Raw genomic sequence first — 25,904 nt, forward strand, 5'->3', positions numbered from 1 at the left:
CCTGCGTCACCGTGCACACGCCCGTGCGCCGCCCCGCTTCTCCAGGTCAGTCAGAGAGGTCGCTGCGGTCGGCGCCCATGCGGTGGCCGATCCACAGCGACGCCACCCCGGCACTGATCAGGAGCATCACGATGGTGCCGTACGTCAGTGCGGTGGGCGCACCCGGCAGGATGCCGGCCAGCAGCGTATTGATTCCGATCCGTGAGTCGGTCCGCTGCGTCGTCGTCGGGCTGACTGTGGGATCCACTGTCACCTGCAGGCGCGCCCGCGAGGGCACGCCCTCGGTATCGCGCACCACGTAGTCGATCGACGTGGTGGTGCCCACGAATCCGTCGGCCGGAGTGAAGGTGACCGCGCCGCTCGAGCCAATGGTGTACACGCCCTCGCCAGCGATGACGATGCGCTGGCCGGCGCCGCCATCCAGCTCGGCGAGGTTGGTGGCTTGCAGGCTCTGCAGTTCGAGCGTCTCGGGGCGCAGTGGCTTATCGGCACTGGCCGCGGTGTCGTTGGCAAGCGGTTCGACCACGACGGAGGTATCCGGGGCGGTGCGTACCTCGTCGTCGCGCATGGTGGGCACTGCGCTGGTGATGACGGCGGTCAGCTCGGAACGGGCCGTGCTGTCGGCGTAGACACCTTGGGCCGTTATGCCCACAGGGCTTGCCGCGCCCATGAGGGAGCCGGTCGGCGCCATGGTGACGGTGCGGGCCTCGGCGTTGATCGTCCAGACGCCTTGGTCAGGCACGTCCACGCGCAGCCCATCCTCGGAGAGCTGTGCCCCCTCGGGCAGGCGCTCGGGGTCGAAGCGCACCGTTTCCGGGCTGACCTCCAGGGAGCCGTCGGACAGGTCGAAGACGACGTCGGTGCCGGGGGTACCAGCCTCGATACGGTCGACCAGCAGTGGGTAGGCGGTCGAGAGCAGCCCTGGAGCGGCCTCGTTCCCGTCAGTGTCGGTGCCGGTGATCATCATCGGGGAGGCGAAGCGCACGTCGGCGCTGTCCGGCTGGAAGGTGACGGTGGCAGTGGAGCGATCCAGCGTCCACACGCCCTGCCCGGGGACGGTCACGGTCGTGCCGCCGTCGGCCACGGTCATGCCGTCCTCGCCTTCGGGCGGTTCGAGCCGCAACGTGGCCGGGTCGACGTACTGCTGTGCTTCCCCGACGGACAACACGATCGGCTGCCCGTACGGTGCTGAACGGTAGACGTCGGAGATGATCGGCAGGGTGACCTGGGCGCGGCCGGCTGCGACCGGCAGACCGCGTGCGTCACGCACGAGGTAGCTGACGATGTCAGGCTGCTGACCCAGACGGGCGCTGACGGGGATGAATCCGATGCCGGAGCCGTCGGCGGAGACCTGCCACATGCCCTGCTCGGGAACTGCCATGCGGTCGCCGGTTTCGGAGAGGGTGGTACCGGGCGTCTGGCTATCGAGTTGGAGCTGTACTGAACCGCCGCTGGGCGGCTTCCCTGGCAGCGGCACGAGTGCCTTCTCCCCCGCTGTTGCGCGGACCTGTGCGTCTGCTGCCTTGAGTGTGCTCACGGTGATCTGGGCCGGTTCGGACAGGCTGCCGCCGTTGCCGGGGATCTGCAGCGCGATCGGGGTGGTCGCTTCGCTGGCACCGATGTCGGGCGTGAAGATCAGGTCTGTGCCGATCAGCGACCAGGTGCCCTCGCTTGCGATCGCGAGGCTGCGGGCGTCCTCTGCGGGGGTGATTCGTTTCTTCTGCGCGGCGTCGATCCCGTCGGGAACGACGAGTCGTGCCTGGTCGAGCACCAGCTCGGGGTCGGCGTCGTCGTCTGTGAGTGCGGTGAGCGGGATGCGGGTGACCATGCTGGGGCCGACGGCGACGGACGTGGTCTCTAACGGCAGTGCGAACGGGCCGGTCTCCCCCAGCGCCTGGGCGGGAACGGTCACGAGCGAGCCGAGCACCAGGAACACTGTGCCCACGATGAGGCCGCGAAGGGCGGCGGTCCGGCGCAGAGGGTGGAGCACCCGGTCAGAGTAGCAACCTGGTCTGAAGCGGCCCGACGTCACGTGGCGAGAATCGGTCGTTCTCACGCCTCCTCGTGGCCGAGTGCGGCGCCTAAGCTGAGGTCATGGCTGAGGAGATGGTGGGGAACGCCGGTCGCATGCGCGATGACGCTGCAGAGTCCGGATGGGCCGAGCCGCACGGGGACTCCACGGAGCCCGGATGGGCCGGGTCTGACGAGGGCGCTGTGAAGCCCGACCAAGCGCCGCCTCGGGAGGTGGCCGCTCTGGATGTCACCGTGCTGCCCACGGTGCAGGAGCTGCTGGAGCTCGCGCTGGAGCCGCTGGCGGCATGGATGCCGCATCAGCGGTGGTTCGCCCACAAGACCGCGGGCGCACCGGAGCTGGAGGTGGCCGGCTGGGTGCAGCTGCCGTCGGCCCCCGACGCGCTCGTGCTCGACGTGGTGCTACGCGCCTCGTTCTCGTCGGCCGAGGCGGCGCTGTACCAGGTGCCGCTCGTGCTGCGTCATCCCGCTGCGCTGGATCCGGCGCAGGTGGACGACGGTTCCGAAGTGTGCACGCTGGACGTGCCAGGTGGTCCGGTGCGCGTCGAGGATGCGGCACGCGATGCCATGGGCCGGGCCTCGATCGTGCAGCTCCTGCTTGCTGGCGCACCAGCTGTGGGGTCGAGCGCACGCATCAGCGTGCAACGCTCCCAGACGGCCGCCCGTTTCCCGGTGGCGTTCAGCACGCGCCTGCTGGGCGGCGAACAGTCGAACTCGTCGATCATCGCGGAGGCGCCACCGGCAGTCCCGCTGATCCTGAAGATGTTCCGGGTGCTGGCCGACGGGGAGAATCCCGATGTGGTGCTGCAGAGCGCGCTGACCGAGCGCGGCAGCAGGCGTGTTCCGCCGGTCCTGGGGTCGGCGCATATCGAGGTGGGTGGGATCCGCTCGCATGCCCTGTTCGCCCAGGAGTTCTTGCCGGGCGTGGAGGATGCGTGGCGCACTGCTCTGCGAGAAGCGGCCGACGGCGCGGACTTCACCGAGGGGGCGCGTGAGCTGGGCGCGGCGCTGGCGGCGGTGCATCGTGATCTGGCGGCCGCGCTGGGAACGGTGCCCGCCGACGATGCTGTGCGTCAGGGCATGGTGGAGCAGATGGAGCAGCGTCTGGACGGGGTGTGCGCACAAGTGCCGCAGGTGGCGGCTCATCGCGCGGCGCTGCACCGTCTGCTACATGATGCGGCGCGTGTGCCGTGGCCGCCGATGCAGCGGATCCACGGTGACCTGCATCTGGGGCAGGTGCTGGCCACGCCGGATCGGGGCTGGGTGCTGCTGGATTTCGAGGGTGAGCCGCTGCGGCCGCTTGAGCAGCGTTCGCAGCCTGATTCTCCGCTGCGGGATGTGGCGGGGATGTTGCGGAGCCTGGATTACGTGGCGGGCGCGGTCGCACTGGAGCAGGGCCGGGATGTGTCGGCGTGGTCGCTGGCGGCGAGGGCTGCGTTCGTGGAGGGCTACGGCACGGTCGACGGGCTCGATGAGCCTGGCGTGGCGACGCTGCTGGCGGCGTTCGAGGCGGACAAGGCCGTGTATGAGGCGCTGTATGAGGCGAGCAATCGACCTGACTGGCTGCCGATCCCGCTGGGGGCGCTGCAGCGGATCAGTGAGGCTGCCGAGGTGGCGGGGTCAGCGGGCTGATCGGTGTGATCGGGCTGGTGGTGCGCAGTTCCTGCAGGGAGCCGGGCAGGAACGGGGCGCTGTAGGCGCGCAGGGCCAGGCGTTCACCAGCCACGAGGTCCAGCCGTGCGCCTTTCGCATCGGTCCACACATAGGTGCCATCGGGAGCTTGCGGCGCGGGCTCGAAACCAAGATCGGCGACAGCCCGGCCCACGGCGTCGACGGCTCGCGCGCGAGCGAGATCACTGGACTGACCGGTGTCGATGCCGACGAGCAAAGCGCTGACGTGGCACATGGTCTCGACGCCGCACCAGGTGCTGCCGGAGTTGCGGTCGCGTTGCGGGCGCGCCTCCTCCCAGGTGTACAGGGAGGAATCGGCATCGAGAACGGCATCGACGGCGGCGGCCAGCACATCGCGCACCTGCTGGTGGGCGTCGTCCTGGTTGAGGGGTTCAGCGGCTGCGGCGGAGGCGCGATGCTCACGGAAGGGCAGTGCCGACATCACTGCGCACCTCCCTCGTGCTGTCTTGCCCGGTCACTCCGGTCCACCGTCACCGTCCATCCAGGGTAGACCTGCCCGTGGGGCGCGCGTCATGGGGAGAAGTCCCCATGGCGCCGCGCGTCTGGGAAGGGACAGCGGTATCTGTCTCGCCGGATTCTCCGGGCGGCGGCCGACGCAGCCGGGACCCGCGGTCACCCCTCGACGGGGACGAACTCGATCGGGGCGACCTGGCTGTACCGGTCTTCGCGGATCGACACCACGCCCACACCACCGATGAACGGGGCGAGGGCCTGCGGGTTCTTGCCAGGGTTCGCGAGCATCACCTGGAAGCCGAAGTGGCGGAAGGACTCCATGGCGGCGGTGATGAACTTCCCGGCGCCCTTGGAGAACGCCTCATCGATGATGATCGGCGCGTAGCGCGGAACCTCGTGGCCGGTCCCGGCCAGCTGGTAGCGCAGCGCGGCGGCCAGGCAGAAGGTGGTCAGTCGCTCGTTCTGGCCACCGGAGAGAGGGCCACCGGACTCGTGGGCGTGGACCACGGTGCCGTTCGCGTCGACCTCTTCGGCATGGAAGTGCACGTGGCGGCGCACGTCGAGGAGGGCACGGGAGACCTGGTCATCGCGGGTGCGGGCGGCAGCGATCATGTCCATGAGGTGGCGCAGGGACACGAACCGCTGCTCAGCCAGTTCACGGTCCTGGCTGATGTCGTGGACGGCGGAGTCCGCTACGGCATCCTCGAGGGTCTGCTTGAACTCGTCGAGCGCTGCGAGGTGCACGGGACGCATGGACAGCTGCAGGTAGCGCCCGGCATGGAACTCCACCTGTGCCAGCAGCGCGTTGATGCGCTGCAGGCGTTTGCGGATTTCCGCGGGCTCGCGGGCGATCGCAGTGGCGAGCGCCTGCACGTCCCCGAGGGTGTTGCCGGTGAAGAACTCGAAGAAGCGGTCCTCCACCTCCGGCAGTTTCTCCTGCTCAATGTTCTCGAGGATCTGCAGGTAATCGCCGGCAGCATCGAGGGTGGTGTCGGTGTCTCCGGCTTGCGCCGGCCAGCGGCGGGAGAACTCGCGCATGGCGGTGCGGATGTCTTCCTCGGCGCGGGAGGGGCGACGGGGGAGATCCATCAGCTCCGCATCCAGCGTGGCGGAGGCGTCCTTGGTGACCTGGTCGATGGTGGACAGCACCAGGGTGGGGCTGATCGCGTTGAAGCGTTCCGCGAGCTCGGCCTGGACGTCGTCGGGGAGGGTGCGCTCTGCGGTGCGTTCGCGGGCAGCGGCCAGGCGTTCGTCGGCGCGTTCGGTCTGCTCGCCGAGCTTGCCGGCGGTGCGCACCACGTCCAGCAGTTCCTCGTCGGCGTCGGCGATGGAGCGTTCCACGTCCTCGATCTGACGGGCGAGGTCAGCGAGGGCCTCGGATCCGGATTCGGCGGCCCGCACCATGTCCCGCAGGTTCGCGATACGGCGCGCCACCGAGGCGGCGTCCACGTCATCCCAGGTCACGGCCGCGATCGCCTGGAGGGCGAAGAGGCGTTCCCGTCGGCGTTCTTGGGCGGTCTCCACGTCACGACGTTTGGCCTGCGCTTCGAACAGTGCCTGCTCGGCGCGGGTGCGTTCTGCTTCGAACACGGCGCGCTTGGCACGGTTGTCGAAGCCGAGCACCCACTGGGAGCGGTCGTTGATGAAGCGGTCCGCGTTCTTCTCGTGGCGGGAGGCGGAGTGTTTGATCTGGCCGGAGCGCAGCACGGCGCGTGGCAGACGGGTGAACTCCTCGAGGCTCTCTGCGCACACGTAGTCCATGCGGCTGGCGATCTCGCCGGTGAGCCAGGCGTGGAATTCGCCGTCCTTGACGTCGAGCTTCGCGGCGAGGGTGCGTTCGTCGATCGCGCGGGCGGGGCGTTTGAGGTCAGTGTTCACGCGGTTATAGGAGATGCGCCGACGCAGCTTGGTGCGGTCGATCACGGCGGCAACGTCCCGGTAGGCGCGCTCGGGAACAAGGATGGAGCGGGCAAGCCCACGCAGCGCCTGCTCAGCGGCGGCGGTCCATTCCTCTTGGCCCTCGCGCACCTGCAGCAGTTCCGCGGCAAACGGCAGCTCGGTGGGGGCGAGCCCCACCTCCTGGGCCACGTGGTCGCGTAGGGCCACGTCTTCGCTGTGCAGGTTGGAGGCGCGGTGGGTGAGGGAGTCGAGTTCGGCGCGGGTGGCTTGCAGGCGGCCGGCGAGCTCGCGCACTTGGGCTTCGGCGTCCCAGCGTTCGGTCTCCGTCTGTTTCTCTTGCTCCTCCAGGTCGCGGCGCAGGGCGGCAACGTCCCGCTGGGTGGCGAGGAAGAGGTCCTCGCTGATGGGGGTGCGCAGGTCGACGGTGGCGAGCTGGGCGGCGAACTCGGTGGCGCGCTCCTTGCGTCGGTCGCGTTCGACCTCCAGGCCCGCGATCTGCTGTTTCCAGTCGTCGATCTCGCCGCCGCCGGCGCGGCGCCGCTGCTCCTTCAGCTGGGCGAGGTCTGCGCGGGCTTCGGCAACATCCTGGGTGAGGCGGCGCTGCTGGGCGTCGGTGCGGTCCTTCTCCAGCTGCAGGCGCTCTTGTTCCTGCTCGAGCAGCCGCACCAGATGCTGGGCGGCGAACAGGTCGATGTCGGCGCGGCGGTCAACCAGCTGACCGCCGCGGGTGCGCATCTGCGTCCACGACGTGTGGGCATCGCGCAGGGTGCGCAGCAGGTCCCGTTGCTCGCGGGCGGTCACGAGGGCCTCATGGACTTCGGAGAGGTTGGTGAAGTTCGCGAGGGCTTGATCCGCGAGATCGTAGGTGCGCGGCTCGTCGAGCATGTAGTCGCGCAGCAGAGCGTTGACGTCACCCAGTTCCTTCGCGGACTGGATCTTGTGCAGCAGCCCGAGGGCTTTCTCGTCAGGGATGCCGAGAACCTGGCAGAACGCGGCACGGTATTCGCGGAACTGGCGGAAGGTCTGGGTGCCGGGGTGGGCGGCTTCCAGTTCCTTGCCGGCGATCTGCGTGGTGACGAAGGGCCGCAGATCGGTGACGTCCAGCGGGGTGCGGGCGATCAGGTACAGGCTCTTCACGTCCGAATCGGACGTGTGGCCGGCGTGCAGCAGCAACAGGCGGGACAGCTGCACCACCCCGCCGCGCCCATCGCTGTAGCGCAGGGTGAGCACGGACAGAGTGGTCTTCTCGCGCAGCACCTCCTGGCTGAACTCGCCGGTGGCGGCGTCGTAGTGCATCGCCCAAGCACCGCGCACATAGGAGGCGACGGTGCGGCGGTACTTCGAGCGGGCCGGCCCGGCGTCGGAGGCCGCGGCGTTGAAGTGCAGCGATCGCGGCGGGGTGAGCAGCGCGCTGATGGCGTCCAGCAGCGTGGACTTGCCGGTGCCGGGGCCGCCGGTGAGGAAGTAGCCCTTCGGGGAGATCTCCAGGTCATGCGTGCCATGGAAGGTGCCCCAGTTGGAGACCTGAAGGTGGGTGAGCCGCCACTGCCCGGGGTGTGGATGCTCGGGGTCCGGTGCGACGGCGTCGTCGGAGCCATCGGCGGGGGTCACGCCGGGCAGGTCGAGGGTGTCGGGTGCGGATGCCACCTGGACAGGGTACCGGGGTGGGGCGGGGGTGGGGTCCGCCGAGCACCCTCAGTACCCGAAGGCCAGCGGCGCCTGCGGGTCGGTTTCGACCCAGATCGCCTTGGGTTGGGAGTACTCCATCAGACCGTCGTGGCCGCTGGAGCGTCCGTGGCCGGAGGCCCCGAAACCGCCGAAGGGTGCCATCACGTCGATCGTCTTGTAGCTGTTGACCCAGATCGTGCCTGCTCGCAGCTGGCTGGCTACGCGATGTGCACGGTCCACGCGCCCGGTCCAGACAGCGCCCGCGAGGCCAAAGCGTGTGGCGTTGGCCAGTGACACGGCTTCGTCTTCGGTGTCGAAGGGGATGACGGAGACCACCGGACCGAAGACTTCTCGCTGCGCGATCTCGTCGGTGTTGTCCACTCCCGCAAGGATCGTCGGCGGGTAGAAGAAGCCGGGCCGGTCCAGCTGCTCTCCCCCGGCGACCACCTGCGCAGAATCAGCAGCCTGATCGACCATTGCGCGGATCCGATCGAGCTGGGCCCGGTTCTGCACGGGCCCGATCTGCGTGTCCTCATGCAGGGGGTCGCCGACGGTGATCGACCTGGCGAGCGCCCCGAAGCGTTCGAGGAACTCATCGTGCACGCTGCGCTGGAGGAGCAGCCGCGACCCGGCTACGCAGCTTTGGCCGGTGCCGGAGAAGACGGCGGCCGCTGCGCCGCCCACGGCACGGGAGATGTCTGCATCAGCGAAGACGATGTTGGCGGATTTCCCGCCCAGTTCGAGCACGGAAGGGATGAGCTCACCCGCCGCGGCCGCGGCGATGCGGGCACCGGTCTCGGGAGACCCGACGAAGACGACCTTGCTGATCCCGGGGTGCGTCACGAGACGCTGGCCAGCTGTGTGGCCCAGACCTCCGATCACGCTGACCAGGCCCGGCGGCGCTCCAGCAGTTTCGATGAGCCGAGCCAGAACAACCGATGTGAGAGGGGTCAGCTCCGAGGGCTTGAGCACAACACCATTGCCAGCGGCCAGCGCGGGCGCGATCTGCCACCCAGCGGTGAACACGGGAGCGTTCCACGGCGTGATCTGACCCACCACGCCGTACGGCTCACGCAGCGTGTAGGTCAGGTGGCTCGTAGGCACGGGGATGACGTCGCCGTGCTGCTTATCGGCCCACCCGGCGTAGTACTCGAACATGTCGGCGACCTTGGTGGTCTCTCCACGCGCTGCCGCCAGAGGTTTGCCTGCAGTGATGCTCTCCAGCTGGGCGATGGCGTCGAGGTTCTCCCGCACGGCGTGCCCAATGGCCGTAAGTACCCTGCCGCGGGCAGATGCCGTCTGTGACCACCAGATGCGCTGAGCTTCATGGGCCGCATCTACAGCTTGATCAACGCTGGCGGCTGCTCCGTCGCGGTACGTGATGAGCGGCTGTCCCTGGGCGGGGTCCTCGAGCGTGATCTCCTCACCGACTCCGTGGTGGACAGAGCCGTTGATCCAGCTGCCGGGTTCGCCTGTGCCGATCAGTGTGCGCAGCTGCTGCTGCACGATCTCTGTGCTGTTGGTCTGCGTCATGCCTGCTCCACCATCCTGTTGAAGTCGTCGCGCGGCCCGGTCCTCTCCAGGAGCTCGTGCCACATGGCTGCTGTCGCTCGGGCGACGTCACTGCTGCTGCCTGACTCCTCCGCCAGGTCGAGGGCGAGGTCGACGTCTCTGGCCATGAGGCCAACGGGGAACCCGGAATCGAAGCTGCCGCTGAGGACCCAGCGCGGCAGGTTCACTTCGGTCACGGCGCTTCGACCCGAGGCTCCGTTGATCGCGTCGAGCAGACGCGCCGGGTCGATCTTCGCGTCGGCGGCGCAGGCCAGAAGGGTTTGGGCTATGGAGAGGTGCGTGGCGCACAGCAGGTTGTTCAGCAGCTTCGCCGTGTTTCCGGCGCCCGTGTCGCCGACGTGGTGCACCGTGGTGGTGATTGGTTCGAGCGCGTCGACCACCTCCTCGAGTCGCTCTGCCGGGCAGCCGAGGAACGCAGTGAGGGCACCTGCAGCAGCACCGCTGGGGCCGCCGCTCACCGGCGCGTCCACGAGGAGGTGGCCAGCCTCGTGCAGACGCTTGGCACGTTGCCGGGTGTCGTCGGGCGGGCAGGTGGAGGCGTCAATGATGATGCGCGGCTGCTTCTGCGCCTCGATCAGTGGCACCAGCTCGTCTACCTGTGCGCTCCCTGGCAGGGATAGAACGACTACTGGTGCGTCGGCGATCGCGTGGGTTGCCTCGACACGGTCGACTCCCTCGGGTGTGGGGACGGGACCGGGGTCGACACCGAGCACGTGGTATCCAGCGCGCACGAAGCTCGCCGCTATGCCCTTTCCCATCTGGCCGAGCCCCACCACGGCTCGCGTGCGTCGCGGGTCGGTGCTGGTCATGTTTCTCCTTCGGGTGTCGATGGCTCTGTACAGCGAGGGGTAAGGGGGTGGCGCAGTCAGGATCCGGTGAGTCCAAGAATGAGCTCGGCGATGAGAGCTGAACCGACGTACGTGCCGATGAACACGAGGATCGCGATGACGAAGATCTTCCAGCCCGACGTTTTCATCAGGTTCATCTCGCGGGCGGTGATAGCGAAACCGGCGTAGGCAAGCGGCGGTACCGCAAGTGCGAGGAAGTCGATGCCCACCACGAGAGGCAGCACGGCCTGCGACCAGGGCAGCATGGGCAGGGTCAGCGCGATGGCCACCAGCGAGATCCAAGCAACGGACGGCAGATAGAACGGCACATACTTCGTAAGCAGGATCCCCACGACGCAGATGCCGTACAGCACGGCGATGCCGAGGAGCACGTCAACCACGGACAGATCGGTGGCGATCATCTGGATCGGAACCGCGACCAGGGAGACGATCGCGAGGTCGCGCAGCGTTTCCGGCAGATTGATCTTCTTCTCGTCGCCGGGGGAGAACTCCTGGTCGTCGATCTCGTCTGCCGAATTCCGCTCGCTGGCGGGGGTGGCGTCTGCTGTGCTCATGCCGGGTTCTCCTCAGTGCTCTGGGGGCTCTGCGCGTCGCGGTGCGCGGGAACCTGGTTTCCGGGGTCGTGGGGGCGCACCTTCCGATAGAGCCATTCGACGAGTGGCAGCGCCACGAAGAGACTCACGTACATTCCGGTGGCGTACGTGAGGAGGTTGCTGGTTCCTGCCAGCGCGGTGATGCTGTCAGCAGATTCGGGCTCCGCCGCGGCGAGCGCTCCCGCGCAGGCGGCCATCATGGAGCCGGACCCGACTCCGCAGGCCATGGCAAGTGCTTCGACTCGGAAGACGCCAGCTGTGGCCAGAACGGATGCGATGACGGCGAAGATGAAGGTGCCGAACAGTGTGCCCATCACGTAGACGCCGAGCACACCGGTGCCTTCCGGGCTACGCAGCCCGTAGCGATCTGCGACCAGGGCTATGTTGGGCTCGCGGGCCACGGAGTGCACGGCGCCGATGGATTCCCGGCCCATACGGAGGATCCAGATCGCGACGGGGAACGCCACGAGGATCGTGCCCAGGTTGCCGAGCTCCTGGAGAAGAAGCGCGGGGCCTGATTTGACCACGAGCTCAATGCCGGGACCAATGTCTGTTCCGAACTTCGCGATGAACGGCATGATGGCCACGATGATCAAGGGGCCGGCGCCAACGGCGCGTTTGGCCGGAAGGACTCGCCGGATCGCCGGCATGACGTTCGGGTTCAGCACTGCTGCGAACGCGAAGGCGAACAGCATCGGCAGCAGCAGGATGGTGCCGATGCCGATCGGAATCTTGATGATCCCGATGAGCTGGGCGATCAGTCCCAGAACGAGGACTGCGAGGTGGATGGGCCAGAGGCGGGCCGCGGTGCGCGCTGCATCCATGGAGTCTCCTCATCGTCGAGTTCTCCCCGACCCTAGAGACGCACGCAATGCTACACAAGGCACCGATTTCGGCGCGAAGTGTTGCCTCTCAGGCAACACCAGACTGGTCGAACCAGCTGATGCATGCGGACAGCACGTGCTGGGCAGCTGGTGGGAGCTCGCGGCCGCGTCGGGTCAGGACTGCGGCTTGCACGCCGCGCAAGTGTTCGTCGTCGATGTCGAGAAGCTCGACCTCGCTGTCTGTGGTGAAAGCTGGCGGCAGGAGCGCGACAAGATCTGTAGCTCGGATCGCCGAGATCAGCACCTGCCGGGAGGCGCTCTCGAGCCGGACAGGCATGGAGATGCCGTGGATCCGTTCGAACTCGTCATGCAGGGTGCGCAGCCCGAATCCCACCGGCAACACCGTTGCCGGGACACCGTCCAGATCGCGCGAGCGCAATGGCGCACGGTGACGGGTAAGCGGATGGCCAGGCCGGACCGCGAGGCCCATGGGTTGGGGTGATGTGCGGTGGACGGTCACTGACGCGCCTGGCCGAGCATGGAGCACAACGGCGATATCGGCGTCGTCGCGTTCGAGCGCTCCCGTGAGTTCGTCTGTCCCTCCGATGTGGACGTATTGGATGATGCCGGGAAGCTCCTGGAGAAGCGGCGCGACCACATTGTCGCCTGCAGCGGCGATGAAGCCGAGCCCGAGAGCGAGCGTTACCGTCCCCTCATGTCCGGCGGTTGCTTGGTGGAGCTCTGCTGCCATGCGAGCGTCGAGGTCGGCTCGTTCGCGGGCATGCCGCACGACAACCTCTCCGGTGGCGGTGATGCGGGTTCCGGCGGCGCTTCGCTCGAACAGTGCTGTGCCCAGGCGGCGTTCGGCTGCGGCCATGGAGCGTTGGATCGCGGAGGGAGCGATGCCCAGGGCGCGAGCGGCTGCGCGTATTGATCCGGCGTCATCGATGGCACGTGCGTACCGCAGCGTGCGCTCATCCAGCATGGGCTCGTCCATGACCGGCATGGTGGCACGAGAATGTGCTTCTTACTCCGCGCGGGTGGGCTCCTCCTGTGTGCGCGGTGCATGCCGGTCGGTGTCGGGATGCGTGGGTGTGGCGCGTCCGGTCACGGCGTAGTCGCTGGGCATGGGCTGTGTGAGGCCAACGTCGCTTCCGCCGCCGCGGACGGTCTCGAAGAATCCTCGGCCGAACAGATCAATGATCTCCCTCTGCGGATCACCGCCCCGTGTCGCGATCGCGCTCATCTTTTCGTGCGCTTCAGCGCTCGCGTACACGGCGCTGAGGACGAGGCGGTGCAGCTGGGGGCTGGTGAGGAACTGTTCGAGGCTGTTGGCACTGGCTTGGCCACGCAGCATCGGGTCCTCGAGCAGTTTGCGGACGATCCCGTGGTACCACAGCTCCCCATCGTCACGGCTGACGTCCAGACCCAGATCGGAGAACAGCTCGTTGAGGCGGTCGATGACCTCATCGATCGGACCACGCTTCTTGTCTCGGGGTCGGGCCCCGCCGATCGCGCCGATGCCGCGAAGCTTGGCTTTCTCGGTGAGGGTGATGTCGGCAGTGCCGCGGTTCTGCTGGGTGATGGAGACGAGTTCGACGTCGGAGATGTCCACGAACTCGCCGCTGGATTCGATGCGCAGCAGCTTGACGAGTTCGCGCAGGAAGATCGACCGACGGTGGTGGTCGGTGTCGGCGAAGGCGTAGATCTGGGCGAGGAAGTCGTAGAGCTTCACGTAGGAGCTCATGTCCTTGCGGGCGATCTCGAGCTCGGCAAGACGGTCACGATCTGTGCGGGCGGCCGCGGCGTGGTGCTCGTCTCGGAACCGGTAGGCGATGGGTTGGAGGATCGCGATGTATTTCTCCTGCCCCTGGCCGGGCTTGTGGTGAGCGTACACGTCGGCGAAGGCGTCGACGTCCTCGGCGTTGTAGATGCCAGCGTCGTCGAGCTTGTCGGCGAGGTCGTGCAGGAGGTTCGGGTCGGTGACTTTCTCGAGGTCTGCGCCGTCGTAGTAGGGCTTGAAGGCTTTCTCGATGGTCTCTTCGGAGTTGACGAAGTCGAGAACGTAGGTGGTGTCTTTCCCGGGCGCGGAGCGGTTCAGGCGGGAGAGGGTCTGCACGGCGAGCACGCCGTCGAGCTGTTTGTCGACGTAGAGGGCGCACAGTTTGGGCTGGTCGAAGCCGGTCTGGAACTTGTTGGCGACGATCATGACCTGGTAGCCGGGCCCTTCGAAGGTGCGGGCGAGGTCGCTGCCTGCACCGGGGTTCATGCTGTGCTCGGTGACTTTCTCCAGCCCGTATTCGGGGTCGGTGATGTCACCGCTGAAGGCCACGAGGGTGCCCAGGTCGGTGTAACGGCAGCGGGTGATGTACCGATCCATGAGGGTCTTGTAGCGCACGGCGGCGGCGCGGGAGTCGGTGACAACCATGGCCTTGGCGGTGCCGTCGAGCAGGTGGGCGACGTTCTCCCGGAAGTGCTCGACGATGATCTCGACCTTCTGGGAGATGTTCGTCGGATGCAGTTTCACCCAGCGCATGAGGGTTTTGCTGGCTTCGGACTGGTCAACCTCACGGGATTCGCCCGGCTCGAACTCTCCGTTGCGGCCCTTCCGGGCGAGGGTGAAGGCGGTGTCGTAGTTCGTGAAGTTCTTCAGAACATCGAGGATGAAGCCCTCTTCGATGGCCTGCTGCATCGTGTAGCGATGGAAGGCCGTGGGGACGGGGCGGCCGGCCTCGTCCACCTGGTCATGCTGGGGGCGGCCGAACAGTTCGACGGTTTTGTCCTTCGGAGTGGCGGTGAAGGCGAAGAAGCTGATGTGTTCGGGCCGGCCCGTGGCACTGACTTCAGCGGCGAGCACGGTCTCAGTGTCGACCTCTCCCCCGTCGGCGAGGTCGGCCTGTTCGGCGGGGCTGAGCACCTGCTTGAGTGTGGTGGCGGTGGATCCGCTCTGGGAGGAGTGGGCTTCGTCGGCGATGACGGCGTAGCGGCGGCCGACGAGGGTCTGGTCGCCTTTGAGCAGGTCGAGCACGGCGGGGAAGGTCTGCAGGGTGACCACGATGATGCGGTTGCCCTCCAGGAGCGTTTTCTTCAGCAACGCGGATTTGCTGCTGGTGCCCTGGTCGAGCCGTTTGCGGTCGATGCCGACGACGGTGCCGGTGGTGCGTTCTAGTTGGCGGACGGCGCTCTGCAGCTGGTCATCGAGCACGGTGCGGTCGGTGACGACGATGACGGAGTCGAAGATCTTGGTGTTGTCGGCGCCGTGGGCGGAGAGCAGCCGGTGGGCGGTCCAGGCGATGGTGTTGGTCTTGCCGGAGCCGGCGGAATGCTCGATGAGGTAGGACTGCCCGGCGCCCAGGGTGTGGACGTCGCGCAGCATCTGGGTGACGGCGTCCCACTGGTGGTAGCGGGGGAAGATCAGCGTGTGCTTGGTTCTGGCGCGGCCGCCCGGTGCTTCAACCTTGTCGGTGCGGACGAACACGAATTTCTGGAGGATCTCCAGCCAGGTATCGCGCTGCAGGATCTGTTCCCACAGGTAAGCGGTGGCGGAGCCGTGCGGGTTCACGGGGTTGCCGGCGTGGCCATTGTCCCCGCGGTTGAAGGGCAGAAAGGCGGTGTTTTTCCCGGCGAGTTTTGTGGTCATGAAAACTTCACGGTTGGAGACAGCGAAGTGGACCAGCGCCCGGGTGCCGAAGCCAAACAGCGGGCTGGCTTTGGGGTTGCGCAGCCGGTACTGCTTCTTGGCGAGGCCGACGGACTGTGTAGCGTCGGTTTTCAGTTCGATGGTGGCAACGGGGATGCCGTTGAGGAACAGCACGAGGTCGACGGATTCGCCGGTGCGCGGGTCGAAGTGGACCTGCCGCATGACCCGTAGCCGCATCCGCGCGTAGGCCTCGGCTGCGGCAGGGTTGAGGTCGGTGGCGGGCCGGGGTTCAGTCATCCGCAGCGTGGTGGAGGTGTCGATGCGGAAGCCTCGGCGCAGCACGGCGAGGGTGCCGCCGCCGGCGTCACCGAGCGGCTTGGAGAGGACAGCGGCGAGGCGTTTTTCCAGCTGTTCACGCTGCGTCTGCTGCACGGCCGGGGTGGCCTCCGGACGGACCACCTGCGCGTAGTCCTCAGGCTGGTTTTCCGATAACCAGCCGTGGACGTCGTCAGGGAACAGGGCGAGCTGCGCGTCGTACCCAGTGTCGTCGGGTGAGTACAGCCAGCCGTGCTGCGACAGGTAGTCGCAGATGAAGGTCTCCAGCTCGATCTCGTTGTGGATGGCCATGGCAGCTCAGTCCTCCGTGGGGATCTCGATCTGGCCGGTGACAGCCGCGGTGATCAACGCCGCGCGACGCTCCTGCGCGAGCTCGATGAAGCGTTCGGCCTTGGCGATCAGGGTGTCGATCTTGGCGGTTACCCCCCTTGCAAAGATCACGATCTCCCGCTGTTCATCGACCGGGGGCAGCGGCACCCGAAGAGCGCAGATGTCCCCCATTCCGATAGTGCGAAGCGTAGATCCATCCGTCAGCGATTCAAGGTGATCTTGCATGGCATCCGACAAGACAAGATGCAGGTACTCGGGCAAAATCTCCGGACCACACGTCCACGTAGCAAAATGCTGCGAAGTCGCCATGTCACGGCCCATGATCGCTGTTCGGCCGATCGTGGCGTCCCTCGAGAGCACCACCGTTCCAGCCGGCAGGATCCGTGCTGAGCTCGACGCAAGGCCACGCTCACTGATCAATGTGTGGGTCTCCGACAGAAACGTTATTCCGCGCATTGCTCCGACGTCACGAAGGCTGATCCAAGGAATCTTCGCATCAACCCATAGTTCAGGTCGCGACTTTGAAGGTGTATGCCCGGAGCCAAGTCGGCTCACCGCAAGCAGCGGGACGAAACGCCAGTGAATGGGAAGCTGCCCCGCCCACTCATCCGGCGCTGAGGCGGTCCTGGCATCGCTATCCACACCGCGCAGAGCAACGTGCTTACGAACTGCCTGACGGCGTTCCACGAGCAATGTGAGGAGCCGCCGCTGCTTCTCGATCAGGGTGTCGATCTTGGCGGTCTCGCGGTCGAGGTAGTCCGCGATTCGCTGCTGAGCATCGGAATCTGCTGCGGGGATCCGCAGGCGCCCAAGCTTCTCAGCCGTGAGGTGGGCAATTGAAACGGCATCGCAGTAGACGGAAAAGTAGCCAGAGTGCCTGATGGATGACAGCACATAGGTGAGAAAACGCCCATCCGCCCCATGCCGAGGACGAAGGCGATTCACTGAGTTCTGGAAGATGACTCCGGGCAGGTCTTCTCGCAATACCACCGCACGCCCAACACTGCCGCCCTCGCTTACGACAACATCGCCGGCACGAAGGTCGAGATCTGAAGCTTCGAAGGGACTAGCCCACATTCGCTTCATGCCGCCCAGATCGAGCTCGCTGTCTTGGATCGACGCCGACCGAAGATATGGGACTTCCACGTCTCCGTCACGTTGCGAATGCGGCTGGAGCATCTTCCCGAGAACCACATCGGCCAGGGAGCTGAGTGGCACCGAGGACTCAACATTGAGTGCTTGGACCGTCACCCCTCCACCTCCTGCAGCAGCTCGATGATCTCGCGGCTGAGCTGGTGGAGCTCGGCGTCGATCTCCGCGAGCGGACGCGGCGGAACGTACTTGTAGAACAGTCTCGTGAACGGAATCTCGTAGCCGATCTTGGTCTTGGTCTCGTCGATCCAGGCGCCCTCAACATACGGGGTGACCTCAGCGTCGAAATAGTCGTGGATATCAGTGCCGAAGGGCACTAGCTCCGTGTCCCGCAGGGACGTGTCCGGCTGGGGCTTGCCCTTTGCGTCGGTGACGACCTTCGCCTCCGGGTCATGCACGCCGATCGCACCTGCCAGAGCCTTCACGAGCGCGGCCCCCGTCGGCCCCTCATGGGCGGCGAGCACGTTCTTCAGATCCCGGACGAAACCCGGCTGGAAGTCCCAGGTCTTGCCGCGCAGGTCCTGCAGGGCCTTCTCGACGGCGTCACGCTCGTCGGCGCTGAGCTTGGTCACCTGCCGGGTGGCGAGGGCTGCGGCGGTGGTGACGTCATCCACCTCGAAGCGCAGCTGCAGGGGGCGTTCCACCGTGATCTCGCGGTACCCGAACTCACCGGGCGTGAGGACCTTCGAGAACTCCGCGTTCTCCTCGGTCTGAGCGTCGAAAGCTGCGTAGATCGCGAGGATCCGATCCCGGTTCGGTTTGGCCAGCTCCTTGTTCTTCGAGCCGACGTTGCGGCGCAGTTTCGTGAAGAAGGTGCGGGCGTCGATCAGCTGGACCTTGCCGCGCCTGGCTGCAGGCTTGTTGTTGTCCAGGATCCACATGTAGGTGGCGATCCCGGTGTTGTAGAACATGTCGGTGGGCAGGGCCACGATCGCGTCCACCAGGTCCGACTCCAGCAGCCACCGGCGGATCTCGCTCGGGCCAGAGCCGGCGCCACCGGTGAACAACGGGGAGCCGTTCAGCACGATGCCGGCGCGGCCGCCACCCTCAGAGACCGGGCGCAGCTTCGAGGCGACCAGCTGCAAGAACAGCATCTGGCCATCCGAGATCGCCGGGGTGCCGCCCGGGAAGCGGTTGATCGCACCTCCTGCCGCAACCTCCTTCTCGACGGCCTCACGGGAGGCCTTCCAGTCACCGCCATAGGGCGGATTGGAGAGCACATAGTCAAAGCGCGATTCGTAATGTGCGTCGTTCCTCAGGGTGTCGCCGCGAGCGATGTTGTCCGCATCCTGGCCCTTGCCCAGCAGCTCTGATTTGCAGATCGCGTAGGACTGGTCGTTCAGCTCCTGCCCATACAGCGCCACCTGGGCCCGCGGGTTCATCTCCGTCAGACGCTCCTCCATCAAGGAGAGCATCCCGCCGGTGCCTGCCGTCGGGTCATAGACAGACCGCACCGGGTAGCCGGAGAGCACATCATCATCCGGGGCCACCAACAGGTCCACCAGCAGCTTCACCGCATCACGCGGGGTGAAGTGCTCACCGGCCGTCTCGTTCGAGGCCGCCGCGAAACGACGGATCAGATCCTCGAACATCGTGCCCATCTGGGCGTTCGAGACAACGTCCGGGGACAGGTCGATGCTTGCGAACTGCTGGAGCACCAGCAGGAGCCGGTCATGCTCATCGAGCTTCGCGATCGTCTTGTCGAACTCGTAGTAGGTAAACAGGTCAGCCACATTGGTGCTGAAGCCGTCCACGTACGCTTTGAGGTTCGTGCGCAGCGAGTCCGGGTCCTCCAGGATGCGCGCCAGCGTGAACGGGCTCGCGTTGAAGAACGTCAGGCCCGTCTTCGTCTCCAGCAGGTTCGCGAGGGCGAACTCGGGGATGTCCTTCTGGGCGAAGGCGCTGAACGTGTCGCGATGCGGTTGCATCACCGCTTCGAGACGACGCAGGATCGTCATCGGCAGCACCACATCGCCGTACTGGTTCGGCTTGTAGACGCCGCGCAGCTGATCCGCGATGCCCCACACGAACGCAGAGAGGTTGGTGGGTGATGCAGACATGCGCGGGACTCCTTGAGGACAGGCGTGGCGGGCACAGCGATATGCCCCGTCGGCGCAGTGCGGCGCCGGAAGGTCCAGGGTATCGGTGGTGGTCTCAGCCCGCGGGCGCCCTCGTTGGCACCAGGGCTTCCACAGGGACGCAGGCTCGAGGCTGAGCACAGATGACGATGCAGTTGATTCCCGCCGCCCCGGAGTCCGGGCTGCTGTTGAAGCGGAACGCAGAAACCCACGCCGAAGCGCGGGTCTCTCGAGTGGCGCTCTGGAGACTGTTTCACTCCCGCTACCGCACCCGACGCTACGACCGCCCGCATGCGTAGGCAAGGCGTCTATCTCAATACGTGCCTCCCGCAAGGACGCCACGCCGTCGGCGCCGACCACCTCCGGGACCTAGGACTGATAAACAGACTTGCAGCGCAGATAAGTTCTCTATCACCGGAGTGGTGACGCGTAACGCCGCCGGCCCTCTATGAATCCTGCCGTCCAGGGAGGCACCCCATGTCAACAGGTGCGCTCGTCGCCGTACTCATCGCGGCCATCGCCCTCATCGTCCTGCTCATCGTCAAGTTCAAACTCCACGGTTCGATCGCCCTGGTGATCGCTGCTTTCGCGGTAGCAGTCGCCACTGGCGTCACACTGTCGGAGATCACCACAGTCATCGAGAACGGCGTCGGAGGAACACTCGGCTTCCTCGTGCTGATCATCGGCTTCGGTGCAGTGCTCGGAAAGATGCTCGAGATGAGCGGCGGGGCCGAGCGTCTCGCGGCCTCACTGGTGGGCGCATTCGGAGAACGCAGAGCGCCGCTGGCTATGGCCCTTCTCGGGCTCATCGCCGGCATCCCGGTGTTCGTCGAAGTGGGCTTCGTTCTCCTGGTGCCGCTGGTCTTCGTTGTGGCCCGAAAGGCGGGCGTCTCACGCATCGTGGTGGGCGTGCCGCTGGCGATCTCGCTCATGACGGTGCATTGCATCCTTCCGCCCCACCCGGCAGCCACCGCCATCGCCGGGACCCTCGGCGCCGACATCGGCATGGTCATCCTGCTCGGCCTCGTCGTGGCCACCGCCGCCGCAGCGGTCGCCGGCCCGATCTTCGCCCGTTTCGTACTGCCCTCGATCACGCTCCACGAGGCTGCTGCCGACGGACCCGGCTCCCCCGCGGTTCCCGGCAACGCCACGGGGGTCAGCTCTGCCGACTCTGATTCCGTCGCAGCACACATCGACGAGGATGTCGATCCTCGCCGTCTCCCGGGTTTCGGGATCACCTTGTTCACGATCCTGCTGCCTCTGCTGATCATGGTGGGCCGCACGATCCTTCTCCTCTTCATTGACGAAGGCAGCTCTGTCGGCGGCCTGATCTCCTTCATCGGCAACCCGATCACTGCGCTGCTGATCTCGGTGCTCTTCTCCTACTTCTCGCTCGGACTGAACCGGGGCATGAAGCTCGCCGACGTCTCCACCGTCACTGACAGCGCTTTCGGCCCCATCGGCGGTGTGCTGCTGATCATCGGCGCAGGGGGCGGTTTCAATGCCGTTCTGGAGGCTTCCGGAATCGCTAAAGCGCTCGCGACCTCCCTCGGGGGACTGCCGATCAGCCCAGTCATCGTTGCTTGGCTCATCGCTCTCGTGCTGCATTTCGCGGTCGGTTCCGCGACCGTCGCAATGATCAGCGCGGCCGGCATCGTGCTCCCGATGATCTCGGCCGATCCGGGGCTCTCTCCCGAGATCCTTGCCCTTGCTATCGGTGCAGGCGCCATCGGCCTGACCCAGGTCACCGACTCCCTGTTCTGGATGTACAAGGAGTACATGAAGATCAGCGTCGCCGACGCGTTCAAGACTCTCACGCTCGGCACCACGATCAGTTCTGTCGTCGCACTTCTCGCCGTGCTCGGACTCAGCGTCGTCGTCTGATCTGCGTCGCTGCCTCACTCACCCCCGTCATCCCGACCACCTCACCCCAAGGAGGACACCATGACCGCCACCGTCGCTGGACGCTCCCTCGAATCCTGGATCACGGACTTTCCGCTCATCACTCAGTTGCAAGAGATGAACGAACTGGCCTGGTTCAACCCTGAAATTGCGCCGACGGCCGCCGAGGGCATCGCGGACGTCGGCCTCACGACATCGGACATCAAGGAAGCGTCTGCTCGCCTGAAGCGCTTCGCCCCGTACATCCAGAAGGTCTTTCCAGAAGCTGCTGCGACCGCTGGCATCATCGAGTCGCCACTGCAGGCGGTGCCTTCGCTTCGCCAGCAGATCGAAGCACGCAACAACGTCCGCATGCCGGGCGCATTGTGGGCAAAGCTCGACTCCATGCTTCCGATCTCCGGTTCCATCAAGGCACGCGGCGGAATCTACGAGGTGCTCAAGCATGCTGAAGAGATCGCTCTCAAGCACGAACTGATCACGATCGAATCGGACTACAGCGTCCTCGACTCTGACGAAGCCCGTGAGGTCTTCGGGAAGTACCGTGTCGCCGTCGGCTCCACCGGCAACCTGGGGCTGTCGATCGGCATCATGAGCGCGAAGCTCGGCTTCCGCGCCAGCGTGCATATGTCCTCCGATGCCCGCCAGTGGAAGAAGGACAAGCTGCGCTCTCACGGCGTCGAGGTCGTGGAGTACGACTCCGACTATTCGATCGCTGTCGCCGCAGGCCGCAGGCAGGCCGAGGGCGATGACTCTATCTATTTCGTGGACGACGAGAACTCGACGAGCCTCTTCCTCGGGTACGCCGTCTCCGGTCATCGTCTCGCAGGCCAGCTCCAGGCGATGGAGATCGAAGTCAGCGAAGAGAATCCCCTGATCGTCCACCTTCCATGCGGTGTCGGTGGCGGACCCGGCGGCGTTGCCTTCGGCCTCAAGATCGAGTTCGGCGATGCAGTGAGGTGCGTCTTTGCAGAGCCCACTCACTGCCCGTCGATGCTGCTGGGCGTCATGACTGGCGCACATGATGCCGTGGCTGTGCAGGACTTCGGCATCGATAACGTCACGGCAGCAGACGGGCTCGCCTGCGGGCGTCCCTCCGGGTTCGTCGGAAAGGCGATGGGTCGACTGATCGACGGCTATTACACCGTGTCTGATGACGAGATGTACCGCCTCGTCGCGCAGGCATACGACACGGAAGGGCTTCGGATGGAGCCCTCGAGCGCGACCAGCCTGCTCGGCCCCGCGCATGTGGCCGCCGCCACCGACTATCGGGAGCGGATCGGCCTTGACGATGAGAAGCTCGCCCGCGCAACCCACATCGCCTGGATCACTGGCGGAAACATGGTGCCGGAGGATGAGATGAACAGCTACATCGAGACCGGGCACAACCTGCTTGGATAACGCTGGCCTCACGCCCCGGAGTCCGCAACTGCGGCTCCTGACGATGACGCGGCACCTCCCGGCGGGCTATCGCCGGGAAGGGCCGCGTCATCGGTCCGACAGGCATCAGCCGCATTACTTTGCTTGGACCACAAGGAGGACTCAGTGTCTGACGCCATCGCCAGCGTTCCCGGTACCCGGGAACAGGCAGACCAGGAACATGTACGCAGTTTCATCCCGCTCGTCGAGTTCCTTGGCCACGTGGTTGATCGTCACACCGAAGTCGTGCTGCATGACCTCACTGAGGTCGAAAGCAGCGTTGTCGCCATCGTCAACGGTCACGTCAGCGGACGGACTGTGGGCTCACCAGCGACAGACCTCGTGCTTCGCATGCGCCAGAGCGATAGCACAGAACCATTCGTCAGCGGTTACAAGGGGATGGCCGATCGCGGCCGGACTGCGCTGCGCTCCTCCACATTCTTTATCCGACGCGACGGTCGACTCGTAGGCATGCTCTGCGTGAACAGCGACGAAACGATCTTGAACAAACTCAACGACGTCGTCGGCGAACTCCTCACCTCCCATCGGATTGCGCCATCACCGGACGAATCCGACACAGCTCAGGCTGCTCAGGACGAGCCGGAGACCCTCGCCGCCTCCGTCGCAGAGATGACTGAAAGCGCAGTTCAACGCGCCATCGCACAGCTCGGAATACCTGTGGAACGGCTCACCCCGCATGATCGAAGCCAGCTGGTGCGCACTCTGGAAAGCAAGGGCTTCTTCCAGCTCCGGGGGGCCGTAGCTGAAGTGGCCCAGCAACTCAGCATCTCCGAACCCACGGTCTACCGCTATCTCCAACAGGTCCGGCGCGAAACGGAGTCGCGCTGATCCCCCTGCGACGATCACCGCACCGGTTGACAGCTCCCGCCCACTGCCTCAATCGCACTCTTGAGCTGCGTCTCTCAGGTCAGCTCACATTCTTTGTGGCGACGGTGCCGAGCAGACTCACTTTCGAGCACGCAGCTCAGCACGCCGAGAGCCCTCCCGACCCAGTGGCCGGGGGACCTTCGCGCTCCCGTTACGGGAAGAACTGGGGCACCGACGGTTCGGCGGGGTAGGCGTCCCCCATTTGATCGGGTGTTGGGGACAGCAACGAAGGGTCTACGCACCCCGGCGGGTGGGCAGACCCTTCGCGGATGGGGATCAGCCCTGGACGCCGCTCGTGGAGATCATCGTCGCGCCGATTTCGGCGGACCCATCGATCACGTCTAGCACCACGGCGGCGCCAGCGGGGCTTGTGAACCGCGTGCTGAGGGCGACGTCGTCCACGTAGAGCGTGGCGATGTCCTCGTCGAGGACCAGCTGCAGCCTGTGCTCGTGCCCGTCGGTGAGGTTCGGCAGTGGTCGCTCGAGGCCGCGGTTGTCGAGCTGTCCCCAAGGCCAGTTGGGGCGCTTGTCGAACTCGAGGCGATGCTCATCGATGACTAGCGAGAACTGGTAGCCGACGTCGGTCGCGGTGTCCTCGCCGAAACGCAGATTGACCTCCCGGGTGCCTGGAGCAATCTTCAGCGTCGTCTCGAGAAGACACGGCTGCGGCACAGACACAGCCAAGACCCGCTGGGTCAAGCCGTCGTCCCGCGAGAGCGTGAAGGGCTCGACGGTCGTCACCGTGGAGGCGGCGAGATGCTCGCGTACTGCGTCGGGCATTTTCGTGCCCAGCGTGCCGTCCTCGCGCACCACGATCTGGTGGACGACGAGGGTGCCACCCCATTGCCAGGTCTTGGTGTCGTCGTCATCCCAGCGGGTGGCAACCCAGCCGACGAGGTAGCGATTCTCGCCATCGGACACGGAGCGCGCCGCGTAGTACGGACGTCCATCGAAGGCATCGTCATCGGTCGCCTCCCACGGCCCATAGAGGGAGCGAGAGCGACGGTAGATCGTCTTGGACTTATCGCTGTACTCGGTAACCAGGTGGTACCACCAGTCACCCTCGCGGAACACATCGGGCATCTCATGCATGGTGAACAGCCCCGGAGCCCAGAAGTCGCCTTGGAACTCCCAGTTCTCGTGGTCGGTCGAGGTGAAGTAGACCGTCGAGCCGCTCAGTTGTGTCTTGGGCCCAGCCTTGCGTGTACCGAGGATCATGACCCACCGGTCGGCGTCCTCGTCGTAGATGACCCACGGATCGCGCCAGTCGTCGGGGTCGTACCCCTCCTGGGGGGCGACCAGCGACTTGTTGGTCTTACGCCAGTGGATCAGATCGTCGCTCTCGGCGATCATGAGAACCTGGGAAGGCTTGCCCTCCGCCGCGAAGTGGTCGCGGTTGAAGCCGGTGTACATGGCGTAGAACGTCCTGTCGGCCTCGAAGATGGAGCCGGCGTAGATGAACTGGTCCTGGTCGTGCTCTCCTCCGCGAACGATCGCCTCGCCGAGGTCCTCGTATTCGACGAAGTCGGTGGTGCGAGCGAGGGCCCAGCCGAAAGGCTCACAGTCCGGGAGCGGACCGGGGTTGCGGCCGTCGCGCTGATGGAAGAGATAGAACGCGCCGTCGTGGAAGAACGGCATGCAGTCTCCGAACCAGGTGCCGGGGTGCTGGTAGTGGATGTCGGGCATGATGCGGATCAGTCCTTTGTTCTTGTGGGTTGGCATCGGGTTGGAGCCACAGCTCCTGTGCGGGCCCGGCGGCTTGCCGGCCCGGGTCAGATTCGCGTGCCGCCGAGGCTGGAGGCGAATACGCGCTGGAAGGCGAGGAAGACGACCACGGTGGGTAGGGAGACGAGTAATGCTCCGGCGAGGACGACGGGTGGGCCGACCGTGCCGTAGTTGCTCTGCAGGCCCGCAAGAGCCGCCATGACGGGGCGGATCTGCTCGCTGTAGCTGAGGGTGATGCCGAACAGGAGCTCGTTCCACACCCACACGAACTGGAAGATGAACGCGGCGGCAAGGGCCGACCTGCTCAGCGGGAGGTGGAACCGTGTGAACACGCGCCACCAGTTCGCGCCGTCCAGCTGCGCCGCCTCGGCGACCTCTGGGGGGATGGTGAGCATGTGGTTTCGCATGATGAAGAAGGAGAAGGGGATACAGGTGGCGATGTAGATCAGCAGAAGCCCCAGCCGCGTGTCGTAGAGCCCGCTCTCTGCGTAACCGGTGAACAGTGGTCGCAAGAATGCTTGCGCGGGGAACAGCGACCCGGCGTAGATCAGCCAGAACCAGAAGACTCGCCGCCCTCCAGGGATCGCTGTGAGCGCGAACCCGGCGAACGCCGCCACTAGAACGGCGAGGCACCCGGCGACCACGGCGTACGCGAAGCTGTTGAGCATCGACGGGCCGAGCTGCGCGGCCTCCCAGGCCGCGGCCATGTTCTCGAGGATGGCCGGGCCGCCCGGGAACCAGCGGACGTCTCCGGTGTATGCATCGTTGGGGGTGAAGGCGTTGACGACGATCAGGTAGGTGGGCAGGAACCAGATCAGCGCGAGCAGGACGACGATGAGGGATCGGAGGGTCTTCAC

Annotated in this window: 18 protein-coding genes and 1 pseudogene; 5 read left to right on the plus strand and 14 right to left on the minus strand. The window is 66.0% G+C overall.

Translation table 11 applies throughout. The features are described 5' to 3' along the window. Positions 1-46 precede the first annotated feature (46 nt). Complete coding sequence (locus tag C8271_RS12665; protein ID WP_106507592.1) at positions 47-1,990, minus strand: Ig-like domain-containing protein; 1,944 nt, start codon at positions 1,988-1,990, stop codon at positions 47-49. A 104-nt stretch (positions 1,991-2,094) separates the two neighbouring features. Between C8271_RS12665 and C8271_RS12670 the strand changes: the two genes are divergently transcribed. Continuing rightward, on the plus strand, positions 2,095-3,663 hold the full coding sequence (locus tag C8271_RS12670; RefSeq protein WP_245921138.1) for a maltokinase N-terminal cap-like domain-containing protein: 1,569 nt from the start codon (positions 2,095-2,097) through the stop codon (positions 3,661-3,663). Here C8271_RS12670 and C8271_RS12675 read toward each other — a convergent pair. The 10 genes from C8271_RS12675 to C8271_RS12720 form a co-directional block, all read right to left on the minus strand. Further along, positions 3,626-4,144, minus strand: coding sequence for a hypothetical protein (locus C8271_RS12675; RefSeq protein ID WP_106507593.1), 519 nt, complete (start codon positions 4,142-4,144; stop codon positions 3,626-3,628). The two genes, C8271_RS12670 and C8271_RS12675, sit on opposite strands and share 38 nt — an antisense overlap. Positions 4,145-4,335: 191 nt before the next feature. Continuing rightward, positions 4,336-7,722 (minus strand): ATP-binding protein, encoded by a 3,387-nt coding sequence (locus C8271_RS12680; protein ID WP_106507594.1) that lies wholly within the window; start codon positions 7,720-7,722, stop codon positions 4,336-4,338. Positions 7,723-7,770: 48 nt separating this feature from the next. After that, the gene (locus C8271_RS12685) at positions 7,771-9,276 is read right to left on the minus strand and encodes an aldehyde dehydrogenase family protein (protein ID WP_106507595.1); all 1,506 of its coding nucleotides are present in this window, start codon (positions 9,274-9,276) and stop codon (positions 7,771-7,773) included. Beyond that, positions 9,273-10,124: an NAD(P)-dependent oxidoreductase gene (locus C8271_RS12690; protein WP_106507596.1), complete on the minus strand. Its 852-nt coding sequence runs from the start codon at positions 10,122-10,124 to the stop codon at positions 9,273-9,275. The genes C8271_RS12685 and C8271_RS12690 overlap by 4 nt, the downstream gene beginning before the upstream one ends. Before the next feature lie 56 nt (positions 10,125-10,180). Beyond that, on the minus strand, positions 10,181-10,717 hold the full coding sequence (locus tag C8271_RS12695) for a hypothetical protein (RefSeq protein WP_212591349.1): 537 nt from the start codon (positions 10,715-10,717) through the stop codon (positions 10,181-10,183). Next, positions 10,714-11,580, minus strand: a complete 867-nt coding sequence (locus tag C8271_RS12700; protein WP_106507597.1) for a DUF3100 domain-containing protein — start codon at positions 11,578-11,580, stop codon at positions 10,714-10,716. The genes C8271_RS12695 and C8271_RS12700 overlap by 4 nt, the downstream gene beginning before the upstream one ends. An 88-nt stretch (positions 11,581-11,668) precedes the next feature. Then, positions 11,669-12,577 carry a LysR family transcriptional regulator gene (locus tag C8271_RS12705; protein WP_170957894.1) on the minus strand — a complete coding sequence of 303 codons (909 nt, stop codon included), beginning with the start codon at positions 12,575-12,577 and terminating at the stop codon, positions 11,669-11,671. Between the two features lie 30 nt (positions 12,578-12,607). Continuing rightward, on the minus strand, positions 12,608-15,847 hold the full coding sequence (locus C8271_RS12710) for a type I restriction endonuclease subunit R (protein WP_106507599.1): 3,240 nt from the start codon (positions 15,845-15,847) through the stop codon (positions 12,608-12,610). A gap of 6 nt (positions 15,848-15,853) precedes the next feature. Next, positions 15,854-17,137, minus strand: a complete 1,284-nt coding sequence (locus C8271_RS12715; protein ID WP_106507600.1) for a restriction endonuclease subunit S — start codon at positions 17,135-17,137, stop codon at positions 15,854-15,856. Next, a complete protein-coding gene (locus C8271_RS12720; RefSeq protein WP_106507601.1) occupies positions 17,134-19,098 on the minus strand; it encodes a type I restriction-modification system subunit M in 1,965 nt (654 codons plus the stop codon). The genes C8271_RS12715 and C8271_RS12720 overlap by 4 nt, the downstream gene beginning before the upstream one ends. A 495-nt stretch (positions 19,099-19,593) precedes the next feature. Between C8271_RS12720 and C8271_RS12725 the strand changes: the two genes are divergently transcribed. Continuing rightward, entirely contained in the window at positions 19,594-21,000 is a 1,407-nt protein-coding gene (locus tag C8271_RS12725) for a GntT/GntP/DsdX family permease (RefSeq protein WP_106507602.1), read from the plus strand. Between the two features lie 60 nt (positions 21,001-21,060). Next, positions 21,061-22,416 carry a D-serine ammonia-lyase gene (locus C8271_RS12730; RefSeq protein ID WP_106507603.1) on the plus strand — a complete coding sequence of 452 codons (1,356 nt, stop codon included), beginning with the start codon at positions 21,061-21,063 and terminating at the stop codon, positions 22,414-22,416. 141 nt (positions 22,417-22,557) lie between these two features. On the opposite strand, the gene C8271_RS14235 is transcribed toward C8271_RS12730, so the two are convergent. Beyond that, positions 22,558-22,737: a hypothetical protein gene (locus tag C8271_RS14235; protein WP_245921139.1), complete on the minus strand. Its 180-nt coding sequence runs from the start codon at positions 22,735-22,737 to the stop codon at positions 22,558-22,560. Between C8271_RS14235 and C8271_RS14530 the strand changes: the two are divergent. Both C8271_RS14530 and C8271_RS14240 read left to right on the plus strand, forming a co-directional pair. Further along, positions 22,681-22,890 (plus strand): annotated as a pseudogene (locus C8271_RS14530) (PAS domain-containing protein); the annotation flags it as partial. The gene C8271_RS14235 and the pseudogene C8271_RS14530 sit on opposite strands and share 57 nt — an antisense overlap. A gap of 15 nt (positions 22,891-22,905) precedes the next feature. Beyond that, the gene (locus C8271_RS14240) at positions 22,906-23,283 is read left to right on the plus strand and encodes a helix-turn-helix domain-containing protein (protein ID WP_245921140.1); all 378 of its coding nucleotides are present in this window, start codon (positions 22,906-22,908) and stop codon (positions 23,281-23,283) included. A gap of 315 nt (positions 23,284-23,598) precedes the next feature. Here C8271_RS14240 and C8271_RS12740 read toward each other — a convergent pair whose 3' ends face one another. Then, positions 23,599-25,008, minus strand: a complete 1,410-nt coding sequence (locus tag C8271_RS12740) for a glycosyl hydrolase family 32 (protein WP_106508077.1) — start codon at positions 25,006-25,008, stop codon at positions 23,599-23,601. A gap of 86 nt (positions 25,009-25,094) precedes the next feature. Beyond that, entirely contained in the window at positions 25,095-25,904 is an 810-nt protein-coding gene (locus tag C8271_RS12745; RefSeq protein WP_106507605.1) for a carbohydrate ABC transporter permease, read from the minus strand.

The sequence above is a fragment of the Brachybacterium timonense genome (genome assembly GCF_900258505.1).
Classification (GTDB): domain Bacteria; phylum Actinomycetota; class Actinomycetes; order Actinomycetales; family Dermabacteraceae; genus Brachybacterium; species Brachybacterium timonense.